We start from the raw sequence: 14884 nt of genomic DNA, 5'->3' as shown, positions 1-14884 counted from the left end.
CCAGTATTTGATACACAACGAATAGGGCCATTGGTATAGTGCCACGGGGCCTGTAGTGCCTGAACACAGTGGAAAAATACACGCCAAGCAGCCATACACCCATGAATCCCTACACCCCCGACGCCCTGCCCCTGAAGCAACTGGACTACGCACGCCTGATTACCCCCGTAGGTGAGGCAAACGCCAAGCTCGCCGAATACAGCGGCCTGCTACAGGGCATTATTAATCCCGCCGTGATGCTATCGCCCCTCACCCAGCAGGAAGCCGTATTGTCCTCAAAGATTGAGGGCACCCAGGCGACGGTGGAAGAAGTATTGGAGCAAGAGGCCGGGCAGCACTTTGAAGGGCGTAAAAGTGCCGATATTCATGAAGTCCGCAACTACCGCAAAGCCCTGCTGTTATCCCAGCAACACCTACAGGCTGGGCGCCCAATCAGCTTGAGTCTGCTGCGCCAGTTGCACGAAATCCTGCTCGACAATGTGCGCGGGCAGGACAAATCCCCCGGGCACTTCCGCAGGGATCAAAACTGGATTGGCCATGCCGGCTGTACCCTGGAGCAGGCCACCTTTGTGCCCCCCAGCCCGTTACAGTTAGCGGACCACCTGCAACACTGGCAAGAATACCTGCAACATCAGGACTTCGATGTACTGGCACAGACCGCCATAGTGCACGCCCAATTTGAACTGCTGCATCCGTTTAAAGATGGCAATGGACGCATTGGCCGCCTGCTGATTCCCCTGTTTCTCTACGCCCGCCAGCGGCTATCGAGCCCCATGTTTTACCTCTCCGCCTACCTGGAATCCCACAGCGAAGAGTATTACCAGCGGCTCGCCAATATCTCCCGCCACAACGACTGGAGCGGCTGGATTCAGTTTTTCCTGGAGGCGATTACCCAACAGGCCCATACCAACCTATTGCAGGTGCGGCGCATTATGGCCCTGTACGAGACCACCAAAAACCAGATTCGCGAGATTACCCACACCCAGCACAGCCCGCAGTTATTAGACGGCATCTTCGACCAGCCCATTTTTAATGCCGCCGATTTTGCCCGGCGCAACCAGATCAACAAACAGACTCTACAGGGGTTGCTGCGCCAACTCAGCCAAGCACAGGGGCCCCTGACCATATTGCGCCAGGGCCAGGGCCGCACGCCCACCATTTACGCCTTTCCCCAACTACTCAATATTTGCCAGGGAGCCCCGCTCCCCCGCCAACAGGAAGTTTAAAACCCATGACCAACAACCATATCGTGCAGAAACTCTGGAACCTCTGCGACGTGCTCCGCGACGACGGTATCAACTACTCCGACTATGTCACCGAACTGGTGCTGCTGCTGTTTATCAAGATGGTGCACGAGAACACCGAGAGCGGCGCCCTCAAGCAACACCCGCTGCCGCAGGGCTGCCGCTGGACCGATCTCAACCGCCAGTCCGGCATCAACCTGCTGAACGACTACAAGCGCATACTGCTGGCGCTGTCCACCGGCCGCCACGCCAGCGGCGATATCGCCCACGAGGACCCGCTGATCAGCGCCATTTACGCCGACGCCCAGACCCGCCTGCGCGAGCCCCGCCACCTGGAGCAGATGATCAAATCCCTCGACCAGATCGACTGGTTCAGCGCGCAGAAAGACGGCCTCGGCGACCTCTACGAGGGCCTGTTGCAGAAGAACGCCACCGAGACCAAATCCGGCGCCGGCCAGTACTTCACCCCCCGCGTCCTGATCGACGCCATGGTGCGCTGTGTCAAACCCGAGGCCGGCGAAGTGATCCAGGACCCCGCCGCCGGCACCGGCGGCTTCCTGATTGCCGCCGACCGCTATATCAAGGACCACACCGACGACCTCTTCGACCTGGATGCCAAGGCCCAGCACTTCCAGAAAAACAAGGCGTTTATCGGCATCGAGCTGGTGCCCGGTACCCGCCGCCTGGCCCTGATGAACTGCCTGCTGCACGGTATGGAGGGCGATGCCGAAGGCGTGGTGCATCTGGGCAATGCCCTCGGCCAGGCCGGCGCCAGCCTGGAGCCGGTGGATATCGTGCTGGCCAACCCGCCGTTTGGCACCGCCAAGGGCGGCGAAGCCAGTATCAGCCGCGACGACCTCACCTATAAAACCAGCAACAAACAGCTGGCCTTTGTGCAGCATATCTACCGCACCCTCAAACCCGGCGGCTGCGCCGCTGTGGTACTGCCGGATAACGTGCTGTTTGAAGCGGGCGTGGGCACCGAGATCCGCCGCGACCTGATGCACAAGTGCAACCTGCACACCATCTTGCGCCTGCCCACCGGCATCTTTTATGCCGCCGGGGTGAAAACCAATGTGCTGTTTTTTAACAAGGGTTCCGCCAAAGACCCCTACCAGGAGGAAAACTGCACCCAACATACCTGGGTCTACGACCTCCGCACCAATATGCCCAGCTTCGGCAAGCGCAATCCGTTTAGAGAGGAACACTTAAAACCGTTTGAAAAGTGCTACGGCAACAAGCCCGATGGCACCAGCAAACGCAGCGAGGGCGACTGGTCTTTTTGTGATAAGGGTGCCGAACAGACCATAGAAAACAGCCGCTGGCGCCGCTTCTCCCGCGACTGGATCGCCGAGCAAAAAGGCGATTCCCTGGATATTAGCTGGCTAAAAGATGCCGACAGTGTCGATGCCGGTGAACTGCCGGAGCCGGCGGAGTTGGCTGCTGAGGCCATGGGGGAGTTGGTGCAGGCCTTGGGGGAATTGGATGGGTTAATGCGGGAGTTGGGAAGTGAAGAAGAGATTAGTAAAAGCGAGATGCACCTCTCCCATATTCTCAACCTTACACGTACGGAGGCCGTATGAAGCACAATCGGCCCTCAAGCTGGCAATTGGTAAAGGTTGGTGACCTGTGCAATTTATTTAATGGTAGAGCTTTCAAGTCTAGTGAATGGTCAGAGCAAGGCTTACCTATTATTCGAATTCAAAATTTAAATAACACAAACGCAAAATTTAATTATTTTGACGGTGAACTAGCAGACAAACATAAGATAAACCCGGGCGATTTACTTTTTGCATGGTCAGGAACTCCAGGCACATCTTTTGGCGCGCACGAATGGAAAGGTGCAACTGCCGCACTGAACCAGCATATATTTAAAGTTTCATATAATAAAAAATTTATAAATAAAATATTTTTACGATATGCGATAAATCAAACCCTTGACATCCTAATTGACGGTGCTCATGGCGGGGTGGGTCTGCGACATGTCACTAAAGGGAAATTTGAAGCTACTGAATTAACTTTCCCCCCATTAGCTGAACAAAAAGTAATCGCCGAAAAACTCGACCGCTTATTGGCGCAGGTGGAGAGCAGCAAAGCGCGCCTGCAACACATCCCGCAGATCCTAAAACGCTTTCGCCAAGCGGTATTGGCGGCGGCGGTTAGTGGGGAGTTAACTAAAGAATGGCGAGATACAAAAAAAATAGAAATAGAGTCCTGGCAAGATACAATTTTTTTTGAAGTTTGCGATGAAATAACTGTTGGCTATGTTGGAAAAATGTCTGATAAATACACGGAATCCGGAATTCCATTTCTAAGGTCACAAAATATTAGGCCTTTCCGGTTTTCAGAAAAAAATCTACTGTACATTTCGGAAGAATTTCACCAGAAAATTATTAAATCCAGGCTTGAAAAGGGTGATCTTGCTATTGTCCGTTCTGGCGCTCCAGGAACAACATGTGTAATACCTAAGAATCTAGGAGTTGCTAATTGCTCAGACCTAGTTATTGCCCGGCCTGGAAACAGACTTATTTCTGAGTATGGTTGTATCTTCATGAACTCAGAGGTCGCACAGAGAAATGTTGCCGCAAACCAAGTTGGCGTGGCTCAACAACATTTCAATGTTCGTTCGATGAAGGAGATGCCAATCTTACTCCCTAGTACAGAAGAGCAAAAAGAAATTGTTCAGCAAGTAGAGCATCTCTTCGCCTACGCCGATAAAATCGAACTGCAGGTCAGTAGCGCTCTAGCCAAGGTGGATCAGCTCAGCCAGTCGATTCTGGCCAAGGCGTTTAGGGGCGAGCTGACCGAGCAGTGGCGCCGCGACAATCCTGACCTGATTAGCGGCGACAATAGCGCCGCCGCCCTGCTGGCGCGAATCCAAGCCGAGCGCGCCGCCGCCAAACCGGCCCCGCGCAAGCGCCGCAAAACCACAGCCGCTTAATCGGTAAAAGCCAAAATACCCCCGGCAGCCCCCTGCCGGGCAGCAGACAAGGAAGTCACTTAGCCATGACCTTACGCGAATGTATATTTGTAATTCTACGCGAACACCGTGAGCAAAAGTTTACCGCCACACAGATAGCGCAAAAGCTTCTCGATACATATCCTGATATGTGTAAAGACAAGCTTGCTCGTAGCAGCACGATTAATAGTGAAGAAGAGCTTTTAACACGGCTCACCAACCAAGTATATTCTCGACATAGAAAAATAAGAGCTGAACACCCACAGATAAAAACCCTGGAAACCCGGCCGCGCAAATTCTATTACAGCGAGGCCAGCGCCACCGAAGAGATCGCTCACGCGGAATCCGCCCCGGCGAGTGCCACTAAAACTTTCCCAGCGCGCAGAAAGTCCAAGGAGTTCCAACTCTACCCGCTGCTCAGCGAATATCTCTATGCCGAGTTAAATCTGTACAGCAAGCGTATCGACGAAAAGCGCAGCTCCAATAACAAGGGCCCCAATGGCAACCGCTGGCTCTACCCGGATATTGTCGCCCTGGAGGATCTCACCGACGGCTGGGATGCAGAGATCCGCGCCTGTGCCAGCCAATACGCCGACCAGCGCACCCGCCTCTGGTCCTTCGAAGTCAAATGCCGGCTGAACCGTTCCAATAGCCGCGAGTGCTTCTTCCAGGCCCTGTCCAACTCCTCCTGGGCCAACCTGGGCTATCTGGTCGCCGCCGAGATTGAGGGCAGCGACACCCTAAAAGAACTGCGCTTGCTCAGCGCCGCCCACGGTATCGGCTTAATGCTGCTGGATGCCGAAAACCCAGCGGAAAGCCAAATCCTGATCCCCGCCCGCGAACGCGCCGCCATCGACTGGGATATCGCCAACCGCCTCGCGAAAGAGAACAAAGACTTTCTCGCCTATATCAAAAGTATCCGCCACTTCTACCAAACCGGCGACCTGCGCCTTTCCGATTGGCAAGCCACCAGCGAAGAATAAGCAACGATTAAGGCCATTGTTATTATGGCATTTAGGGAAAACAATTATTTCAACTAATAATTCAGCGCAGTAGACATTTTGTAAAACAATGAGAAATTTATCCATTTCAAAGCCAGCGAGAGAACATCTTGAAAAGATTTTCTTGAATATCGGCTATCTATATTTAACTTTATTTATCTATCAAGTGTACACCGAAGGCGACATTCTTGACCTCCAGTACCTATCCAACTTGGATATGAAGAACACCAACACTCTCTTTGCGATAAGTTTTCTTGCGTTTCTATTCACCTCTTGCTCAGCCTGCATTATTTATCGCATACGACACCTACAAACCGGCAAACCTTTCATATCTGAACTACAAAAAAAACATTTTAGAAAAATAAATTCAAATATTTGGTATAGCTATTTTTTCTTATTTATTTTTCAACTATCTAATGAGGGCGATATTTTTGAGTACCAGTATTTCTCTAGCTTGATCATACAAAGCGACGCCTTTATCCCAGCAGGCATTCTTGTTGCACTCGGCATAATGATGTACTTCTTGGGGAGTATTTACCATGCCTGGATTCTGCTAAAGCTATCCCTGAAACAGCACCGATCAAATTCGGTTAGTGAGCAGGGGTAAAGCTGCCTATTTTAGTGGCGAATAAAAATAGATTGGTGTTTGATTTTATAAACCAATTGATATATTGGTCAGCTTACCGGCCTGCCATGCGGCCGGTAGGCGCTTGTACATGGGAGGCCATAATAATAATTTCTTCAGCACCACACCGTCTCTCTACACAAACTTCGGGCCAGATTTAGGCCCGCAGTTGTGCCAATTTTGAGGCTTCAGTTAAAGCCGCCTGCCGCTGCCTTTCAGCATCTGGCGTCAGGGTAATATAGAGATTCTCAGCAAAGTCACGCGCCGTTCTTTCTGCCGCTTCAGCAAAGTTATTGTCATCCGCCAAGTGGTTGACAGCATTGGCGCTGGGTCTGTAGGAAAATTTAAGGATATGTTCATCGGTAATAGCGGTAGCCCATGTGTGCCTCTTTAGTTCGAATGGCTGCCATATAGGAAACGAGTAACACGCCAGACCCCGATGCTCCGATGGATTCAGTGCTTCAACGGTTTGGGGATATAGCCAAACATCAACTTCCGGATTGTAGGGCTCCAGATAATCGCCTTCGCGCAGCTCTCTATTCCGCTCTCCATAATCTTTCGCCAAATCATCCAGCAAAATCACTGCAAACTGCTCAGGAATAAACAGGCTCTGCAAACCGTATTTTTTTAAATCCCGCCGCTGAATAATCATCTGTAGGGTACCGCCCCCCACAACCCCATCGCCGAACAGGCCATCCGTATAGACCCAGCCGCTTTTATACAACGTTTTAGTCCTGCCACCATCCCAAGGTGGATTATAGGAACTATCGTCGTAGATATTCATCCCCTCCACCCGGATATCATTTGGGAACATCTCAGTTTGAGGGGGATTTTTAAACTTAAGCTTAATCCCGGAAAGGTCAATTTCCTTCCAGAGGGCTTGCTCAAAATCCGGGCCGTAAAGATTCAGCTTGCTGGCCTGCCATGCGGCCGGCAGACGCTTATAAATGGGCGGCCACAATAGCAGTTTTTTTAGCATCGTAAGTTTCTCTACACAAACTTCGGGCCAGATCTAGGCCCGCTGCTGCCTTTCAGCATCTGGCGTCAGGGTAATATAAATATTCTCAGCAAACTCACGTGCCGTTCTTTCCGCCGCTTCAGCAAAATTGTTATCATCCTCTAGGTGATTCACGCCGCTAGCACTAGGCATATAGGAAAACTCAAGGATATGTTCATCGGTAATAGCGGTAGACCAGGTGTGCCTCTTTAGTTCGAATGGCTGCCATATTGCAAATGAGTAACAGGCCAACCCCCGTTTCTCCGATGGATTCAGCGCTTCAACGCTTTTGGGGTACAGCCAAACATCAACCTCTGGATTGTAGGACTCCAAATAATCGCCTTCGCGAAGTTTTTTATTCCTTGCTTCGTATTTCTTTGTTAAGTCATCCAATAAAATAGTTTCCAGCTGCCCGGGAATAAACAGGCTCTGCAAACCGTATTTTTTTAAATCCCGTCGCTGGATAATCATCTGTAGGGTACCGCCCCCCACAACCCCATCACCAAACAGGCCATCCGTATAGACCCAGCCACTCTTGTATAGCGCTTTAGTCCTACCGCCATCCCAAGGGGGGCTATAGGATTGATCGTCGTAGATATTCATCCCCTCCACCCAGATATCATTGGGGAACATTCTCGTCTGAGGGGGATTTTTAAATTTAAGCTTGATCCCGGAAAGGTCAATTTCCTTCCAGGGGGCTTGCTCAAAATCCGGGCCGTAAAGATTCAGCTTGCTGGCCTGCCATGCGGCCGGCAGGCGCTTATAAATGGGCGGCCATAATAATAGTTTCTTCAGCATCACACCGTCTCTCTGCACAAACTTCGAGCGAGATTTAGGCCCGCTGCTGCGCCAATTTCGAGGCTTCAGTTAAAGCCGCCTGCCGCTGTCTTTCAGCATCTGGCGTCAGGGTAATATAGAGATTCTCAGCAAACTCACGTGCCGTTTTTTCTGCCGCTTCGGCAAAGTTATTGTCATCCGCCAGGTGATCTACACCGCTGGCACTGGGCATGTAAAAAAATTCGAGAATATGTTCATCGGTTATAGCGGTGGTCCACGTATGAATCTTTGGCTTTAAGGGCTTTCGAACCGAAAATGAGCAGCAAGTTAGCCCCTGGTGCTCCGCAGGATTTAGCGCTTCAATAGATTTGGGGTATAGCCAAACATCAACTTCCGGATTGTAGGGTTCCAGGTAATCACCTTCTCGCAGTTCTCTATTTCGCTCTTCGTAATCTCGTGCCAAATCATCCAGCAAAATCATGGCCAGCTGCTCGGGGATAAACAGACTCTGCAAACCGTATTTTCTCAGATCCCGGCGCTGGATAATCATCTGTAGGGTACCGCCCCCAACAACTCCGTCACCGAACAAACCATCCGTATAGATCCAACCGCTTTTATAGACAATTTCGGTTTCACCACCATCCCATTGTTCAAAGCTGCGAGTATCATAGATATTCATTCGCTCCACCCAAATATCATTGGGGAACATTCTCGTTTGAGGGGGATTTTTAAACTTGAGCTTGATCCCGGAAAGGTCAACTTCCTTCCAGGGAGCTTTCTCAAAATCCGGGCCGTAAAGATTTAGCTTACTGGCCTGCCATGCGGCCGGCAGACGCTTGTAAATGGGCGGCCACAGTAGCAGTTTTTTTAGTATCACAGAATCTCTCCACACAAACTTCGGGCCAGGTTTAGGCCCGCTGTTGTGCCAATTTCGAGGCTTCACTTAAAGCCGCCTGCCGCTGTCTTTCAGCATCTGGCGTCAGGGTAATATCAATATTCTCAGCAAACTCACGTGCTGTTCTTTCCGCCGCTTCGGCAAAATTGTTATCATCCGCTAGGTGATTCACGCCGCTAGCACTAGGCATATAGGAAAACTCAAGGATATGCTCATCGGTAATAGCGGTAGACCAGGTGTGCCTCTTTAGTTCGAATGGCTGCCATATTGCAAATGAGTAACAGGCCAACCCCCGTTTCTCCGATGGATTCAGCGCTTCAACGCTTTTGGGGTACAGCCAAACATCAACCTCTGGATTGTAGGGCTCCAAATAATCGCCTTCACGAAGTTTTTTATTCCTTGCTTCGTATTTCTTTGTTAAGTCATCCAATAAAATAGTTTCCAGCTGCCCGGGAATAAACAGGCTCTGCAAACCGTATTTTTTTAAATCCCGTCGCTGGATAATCATCTGTAGGGTACCGCCCCCCACAACCCCATCACCAAACAGGCCATCCGTATAGACCCAGCCACTCTTGTATAGCGCTTTAGTCCTACCGCCATCCCAAGGGGGGCTATAGGATTGATCGTCATAGATATTCATCCCCTCCACCCTGATATCATTGGGGAACATTCTCGTCTGAGGGGGATTTTTAAATTTAAGCTTGATCCCAGAAAGGTCAATTTCCTTCCAGGGAGCTTGCTCAAAATCCGGGCCGTAAAGGTTCAGCTTACTGGCCTGCCATGCGGCCGGCAGGCGCTTGTAAATGGGCGGCCACAATAGCAGTTTTTTTAGCATCGTAAGTTTCTCTACACAAACTTCGGGCCAGATCTAGGCCCGCTGCTGTGCCAATTTCGAGGCTTCAGTTAAAGCCGCCTGCCGCTGCCTTTCAGCATCTGGCGTCAGAGTAATATCAATATTCTCAGCAAACTCACGCGCTGTCCTTTCCGCTGCTTCGGCAAAGTTGTTATCATCCGCTAGGTGATCTACACCGCTGGCACTGGGCATGTAAAAAAATTCTAGGATATGTTCATCGGTTATAGCGGTGGTCCACGTATGAATCTTTGGCTTTAAGGGCTTTCGTACCGAAAATGAGCAGCAAGTTAGCCCCTGATGCTCCGCAGGATTTAGCGCTTCAGTAGTTTTGGGGTATAACCAAATGTCTACTTCCGGATTGTAGGGCTCCAAGTAATCGCCTTCGCGTAGCTTTCTATTCTTTTCCTCATACTTCCTCGCTAAACTCTTCAGTAAAATGCTTTCCAACTGCCCGGGAATAAGCAGGCTCTGCAAGCCATACTTTTTCAAATCCCGCCGCTGGATAATCATCTGTAAGGTACCGCCCCCCACAACCCCATCGCCGAACAGGCCATCCGTATAGACCCAGCCGCTTTTATACAACGTTTTAGTCCTGCCACCATCCCAAGGTGGATTATAGGAACTATCGTCGTAGATATTCATCCCCTCCACCCGGATATCATTTGGGAACATCTCAGTTTGAGGGGGATTTTTAAACTTAAGCTTAATCCCGGAAAGGTCAATTTCCTTCCAGGGGGCTTGCTCAAAATCCGGGCCGTAAAGATTTAGCTTACTGGCCTGCCATGCGGCCGGTAGGCGCTTATAAATGGGAGGCCATAATAATAATTTCTTCAGCACCACACCGTCTCTCTACACAAACTTCGGGCCAGATTTAGGCCCGCTGCTGTGCCAATTTTGAGGCTTCAGTTAAAGCCGCCTGCCGCTGCCTTTCAGCATCTGGCGTCAGGGTAATATCTATATTCTCAGCAAACTCACGTGCCGTTTTTTCTGCCGCTTCGGCAAAGTTATTGTCATCCGCTAGGTGATCTACACCGCTGGCACTGGGCATATAGGAAAATTTAAGAATATGTTCGTCGGTAATAGCGGTAGCCCAGGTGTGCCTCTTCAGTTCAAATGGTCTCCATATAGAAAATGAATAGCAAGTTAGGCCCCTATGCTCAGCTGGATGCAACGCTTCAACGGTTTTGGGGTATAGCCAAACATCAACTTCCGGATTGTAGGGTTCCAGGTAATCGCCTTCTCTCAGTTTTTTATTCCTAGCCTCGTAATCTCTCGCCAAATCATCCAATAAAATCATCGCCAACTGTTCGGGAATAAACAGACTGTGTATGCCGTATTTTTTTAAATCCCGCCGCTGGATAATCATCTGAAGGGTACCGCCCCCCACAACTCCGTCACCGAACAAACCATCCGTATAGATCCAACCGCTTTTATAAACAATTTCGGTTTCACCACCATCCCATTGTTCAAAGCTGCGAGTATCATAGATATTCATTCGCTCCACCCAAATATCATTGGGGAACATCTCAGTTTGAGGGGGATTTTTAAATTTAAGCTTGATCCCGGAAAGGTCAATTTCCTTCCAGGGAGCTTTCTCAAAGTCCGGGCCGTAAAGGTTTAGCTTACTGGCCTGCCATGCGGCCGGCAGGCGCTTGTAAATGGGCGGCCACAATAGCAGTTTTTTTAGCATCGTAAGTTTCTCTACACAAACTTCGGGCCAGATCTAGGCCCGCTGCTGTGCCAATTTCGAGGCTTCAGTTAAAGCCGCCTGCCGCTGTCTTTCAGCATCTGGCGTCAGAGTAATATCAATATTCTCAGCAAACTCACGCGCTGTTCTTTCCGCCGCTTCAGCAAAGTTATTGTCATCCGCCAGGTGATTCACACCGCTGGCGCTGGGCATATAGAAAAATTTAAGGATATGTTCATCAGTAATAGCGGTAGCCCATGTGTATCTTTTCAACTCAAATGGCTGCCATATTGAAAATGAGTAACAGGCCAGCCCCCCGCACTCCGATGGATTCAGCGCTTCAACGCTTTTGGGGTACAGCCAAACATCAACTTCCGGATTATAGGGCTCTACGTGATTATCACCTTCCCGTAGTTCCTTATTCCTAGCCTCGTAATCCCTCGCTAAATCATCCAGTAGAATCATGGCCATCTGCTTGGGAATAAACAGGCTCCGCAAACCATACTTTTTTAAATCCCGCCGCTGAATAATCATCTGTAGGGTACCGCCCCCCACAACTCCATCGCCGAACAGGCCATCTGTGTAGACCCAGCCACTCTTATATAGTGTCTTAGTCCTACCACCATCCCAGGGGGGGCTAAAAGATTGATCGTCGTAGATATTCATCCCCTCCACCCGGATATCATTAGGGAACATTCTCGTCTGAGGAGGGTTTTTAAATTTGAGTTTGATCCCGGAAAGGTCAATTTGCTTCCAGGGGGCTTGCTCAAAGTCTGGCCCGTAAAGGTTCAGCTTACTGGCCTGCCATGCGGCCGGCAGGCGCTTGTAAATGGGCGGCCACAATAGTAATTTTTTTATCATCTCGCATACTCGCGGCGCAGACTCCCGGCCAGTTTTAGGAACGAGCTTAGCCCTGCTCCATTCTCCGATCTCACATGCATATCCATTTCATCTATGCTTTTAAAGGGGTGCATATGGGGATTTAGAGTAGAATCATTAGCGTGGTTGGCCAGCATATTTCTTAATGCTCGCGCTTTTACTGCCATGCCCACACCACCAGCACCGGCACTCAATCCACCAAGCCCAAGTGTAAAACCACCAGTAGCGGATGACATGAGAGCTGCGATTGCAGTTGTAGAACTCCGCTGCATGTTCAGTGATACCACACCTGCAACTTCTTTATAATCAGATCCAAAGGCCTTTATCTCTTTAGAGATACGCGGGTTAACCCGATTCAGGGGTTGACTCCAGTCATGGGGATGATATTTAAAAACGTCTTTATGAAGTTTTAATCCAGCCCCCCGCACCAATGGCAATAGGGTTTGAAAATTCCCCTTGGGAGCCGCAAAAAACACCGTATGCTTGTCTAGTACCTGCCCCTGCAAACGCAGCAAGGTCTTGCGGAATAAGTGGCAGCCATCACCGTGAATCACCCACTGGGTATCCCTTCCTTCCTTTTGTGATGCCAATATCAGGTTACCCAGCTTGTTCGCTGTCACTTCAAAAGAAACCTGTTTCTGTTGGGGGGTCTTCCACTGCTGGCCAGCGCTGTAAAGCGGGCGTGGATTATAAAATAAACCAAACCCCTCGTCTTTAATCCCCTGACTGCCGCTGATATCTTTATAGGCGCCATTCACCATTCCCGGCATAATATCCCTGGCTGCAACTTCAGCATCTTCACAGAGCCCATTAACAGCCATATTAGTACGGCGGATTTGAAATTGCTCTTTCTTGTCCAGCCCCCACACTTCCTCGTCTGTTTTATAATCAACATGATACAAGCCCGGCGTTACATCCCCTCCAGCATGCTCGGCAAAATCAATACGAGTGATATAGACACCACCGCGCCGATTATCTGCACTGGGCTGGATAATCTTGTAACCGATCTGTAGGTTCTCAATGATATCCATATGCTCAAAGGCATTACCGGTATTGTTATAGCTCTTCAAGCCTCCAGCGGTGGCCCGCAGTTGGGCAAGGCGGGACATCACCATTGATCCTTTGTAGCCACTTCTTGCTAGCCAGCTGGCAAACTTCCCGGCGATGGCTGCATCAATATAAACCTTACGGCCATCTTTAGCGTCTGAAATCAGGAGGTAGCCGTTTGAGTTATCCCCCATAGCCTTAAAGCCATGTACCTCCATTGCAGGAGAAGCCGCTAAACCAGAACCAAATACCTTCATTCGAGAATCCCTCCCTTATACATAACAATCGGTTTGATCGGGCGTTATTATCTATAAAAATCGGCCAAAATCACGTTATTAACAGATAGCTTTTATACATAATGTGATTTATTTCCAGTTTGAAATAATAAAGGGCAAGAGCTAGCCTAAGCTTTCAAAGATATTGAACAACAAGTGTGGTGGCAAACTGGCTTTAGCTACTTGGCTGTCCTACAGGAATTGTGGAAGCTTTGTGGATTTGTACCAACCAGCAAGTCTATTAAGCTATCTCTACTGGATTCAATTTCTCGCCTCTAACCATATTGCAAGCGCCTACCGCTAGCCCTTGTTTATTGGTACCAATGTATCAACCACTAAAAGTGATACGCAGAAATTGAGACAGTGAGAAACAAAGAGTTGATAGGGGTATTAGAGACAGTCGAAGAATACTTCAAACGAGAAAAACTGGCAGGCTTTAAATCAGAAGGACTACAAAATAGCAATAAAATAAAAAATTATTCCAGCAATACTTACAAACAAAAATAAAAGGGCCTTATACAGGGAACTATTAAAAGCTCCGTAAGGCGAGCATTCAAGGCCCGCCGTACCTCTAAACCTCAATAGCTTGGTTAGCCCACGCGCTTCCCCAAATCTGCCCCTACCATTACCTTCTTGGCCTTTTCCATTTGCAGAAATTCTACCACTGACTCTATTACTTCAGCATCCCAAACCATTTTCCGATGCCCCACACCGTTAATTTTAATCATCTCCGCTGCGGGCCAGGTTTTATGAATTCTTTCTCCGTGGAAGACAGGTACTTCATCGTCTTCAGTATCGTAGATCATTAAGAGCGGGGTATCTTCTGGAGTATACATTTTGCACTGCAACAACTCCTGCCAAGAGTAGCCTATTTGATTCGCTATCTTGTCTTGGCATAGCTCTGCAGTTTCAGGGCTTACCTTCAGCATATTTTTCATAATTTCTATAATGGGCAAGGGAGCACTCGGTGCGCCGAGTATTGCGTAGCACTGGGCTTTAAGCCCAAACTCCCGCGCGCGCATTGTCATCATTCCGCCCATCGAGTGACCGACGATGGCAAATATTTCCGAAAACTGGCTGGCCAGAGAGCAGATATCTTTCGCCATAATATCGAAATTACAAACCTTGCCCTCAGAGTGACCGTGAGCGGTAGCATCGATAGCCACCGCTTGGAAACCCTGCTCAGCAATTGCCATCGCCAAGGTTGCCATTTTTGCGGCTTTGGCTTCCCAGCCGTGGCAGAGAATCACTACAGGCCCCTCCCCCCAGGACCAGGCCGTATTTTCTGTTCCTAAAGCACCTCGGTAAGTAATCTTCTTGGCTTGAGACTGCTGCGCCTTCTCACGCTCTGAATCAGAATAGCGTCTGGGTCGTGAAGACAGGTACATTGCAATATTGGCCGATAACTTTGGGGATAGCCGCCCTGTGAGTTGCATTGTTCCCTGTATTATCTTAAGCATGTTATTAAATCTCTAGCCAAGTGTCTTATATCATCATTGATAGTGGGTTTTGCTAAGGGAGCCTCTGAATAACTCCGTAATGCCTCTGCGGGTCTTGAAGGCTGCAGATGTTAGGCGTAGCTCGCCGCGAATGGCCGTAGCCCTTTGCAAGAGCTGCAACGCAGCAGCTGTGGCCTTCAAGGCCC

Annotated in this window: 14 protein-coding genes; 5 read left to right on the top strand and 9 right to left on the bottom strand. The window is 49.6% G+C overall.

Features of this window, described 5'->3' with window-relative positions:
* Positions 1–101: 101 nt before the first annotated feature.
* The 4 genes from ACJJIW_RS09875 to ACJJIW_RS09860 all read left to right on the top strand — a co-directional run bounded on the left by ACJJIW_RS09875 (position 102) and on the right by ACJJIW_RS09860 (position 5186).
* Positions 102–1226 (top strand): Fic family protein, encoded by a 1125-nt coding sequence (locus ACJJIW_RS09875; RefSeq protein ID WP_444937225.1) that lies wholly within the window; start codon positions 102–104, stop codon positions 1224–1226.
* A gap of 5 nt (positions 1227–1231) precedes the next feature.
* Positions 1232–2827, top strand: a complete 1596-nt coding sequence (locus tag ACJJIW_RS09870; protein ID WP_444937224.1) for a class I SAM-dependent DNA methyltransferase — start codon at positions 1232–1234, stop codon at positions 2825–2827.
* The gene (locus tag ACJJIW_RS09865) at positions 2824–4185 is read left to right on the top strand and encodes a restriction endonuclease subunit S (RefSeq protein WP_444937223.1); all 1362 of its coding nucleotides are present in this window, start codon (positions 2824–2826) and stop codon (positions 4183–4185) included. The genes ACJJIW_RS09870 and ACJJIW_RS09865 overlap by 4 nt, the downstream gene beginning before the upstream one ends.
* 65 nt (positions 4186–4250) lie before the next feature.
* On the top strand, positions 4251–5186 hold the full coding sequence (locus ACJJIW_RS09860) for a COG2958 family protein (protein WP_444937222.1): 936 nt from the start codon (positions 4251–4253) through the stop codon (positions 5184–5186).
* Between the two features lie 800 nt (positions 5187–5986).
* On the opposite strand, the gene ACJJIW_RS09855 is transcribed toward ACJJIW_RS09860, so the two are convergent.
* Genes ACJJIW_RS09855 through ACJJIW_RS09820 form a run of 8 tightly spaced genes read right to left on the bottom strand, consistent with a single transcriptional unit; the run spans position 5987 to position 13221 of the window.
* Entirely contained in the window at positions 5987–6808 is an 822-nt protein-coding gene (locus ACJJIW_RS09855; RefSeq protein WP_444937221.1) for a hypothetical protein, read from the bottom strand.
* A gap of 33 nt (positions 6809–6841) precedes the next feature.
* Complete coding sequence (locus tag ACJJIW_RS09850) at positions 6842–7624, bottom strand: hypothetical protein (RefSeq protein ID WP_444937220.1); 783 nt, start codon at positions 7622–7624, stop codon at positions 6842–6844.
* A 34-nt stretch (positions 7625–7658) separates the two neighbouring features.
* Positions 7659–8480 (bottom strand): hypothetical protein, encoded by an 822-nt coding sequence (locus ACJJIW_RS09845; RefSeq protein WP_444937219.1) that lies wholly within the window; start codon positions 8478–8480, stop codon positions 7659–7661.
* A gap of 31 nt (positions 8481–8511) precedes the next feature.
* Positions 8512–9333, bottom strand: coding sequence for a hypothetical protein (locus tag ACJJIW_RS09840; RefSeq protein ID WP_444937218.1), 822 nt, complete (start codon positions 9331–9333; stop codon positions 8512–8514).
* A 33-nt stretch (positions 9334–9366) separates the two neighbouring features.
* On the bottom strand, positions 9367–10188 hold the full coding sequence (locus ACJJIW_RS09835) for a hypothetical protein (RefSeq protein WP_444937217.1): 822 nt from the start codon (positions 10186–10188) through the stop codon (positions 9367–9369).
* A gap of 34 nt (positions 10189–10222) precedes the next feature.
* Complete coding sequence (locus ACJJIW_RS09830; protein WP_444937216.1) at positions 10223–11041, bottom strand: hypothetical protein; 819 nt, start codon at positions 11039–11041, stop codon at positions 10223–10225.
* Between the two features lie 33 nt (positions 11042–11074).
* On the bottom strand, positions 11075–11899 hold the full coding sequence (locus ACJJIW_RS09825) for a hypothetical protein (protein ID WP_444892020.1): 825 nt from the start codon (positions 11897–11899) through the stop codon (positions 11075–11077).
* Positions 11896–13221 carry a hypothetical protein gene (locus ACJJIW_RS09820; RefSeq protein WP_444937215.1) on the bottom strand — a complete coding sequence of 442 codons (1326 nt, stop codon included), beginning with the start codon at positions 13219–13221 and terminating at the stop codon, positions 11896–11898. Before ACJJIW_RS09820 ends, ACJJIW_RS09825 begins: the two co-directional genes overlap by 4 nt.
* Positions 13222–13602: 381 nt before the next feature.
* Here ACJJIW_RS09820 and ACJJIW_RS09815 point away from each other — a divergent pair, with 381 nt between their 5' ends.
* Positions 13603–13746: a hypothetical protein gene (locus tag ACJJIW_RS09815; RefSeq protein ID WP_444937214.1), complete on the top strand. Its 144-nt coding sequence runs from the start codon at positions 13603–13605 to the stop codon at positions 13744–13746.
* Between the two features lie 83 nt (positions 13747–13829).
* Here ACJJIW_RS09815 and ACJJIW_RS09810 read toward each other — a convergent pair whose 3' ends face one another.
* Positions 13830–14699, bottom strand: coding sequence for an alpha/beta hydrolase (locus ACJJIW_RS09810; protein ID WP_444937213.1), 870 nt, complete (start codon positions 14697–14699; stop codon positions 13830–13832).
* Between the last annotated feature and the right edge of the window lie 185 nt (positions 14700–14884).

The organism is Microbulbifer maximicatervae (SeqCode) (genome assembly GCF_052467815.1).
This window is presented reverse-complemented; position numbering and strand designations above follow the sequence as displayed.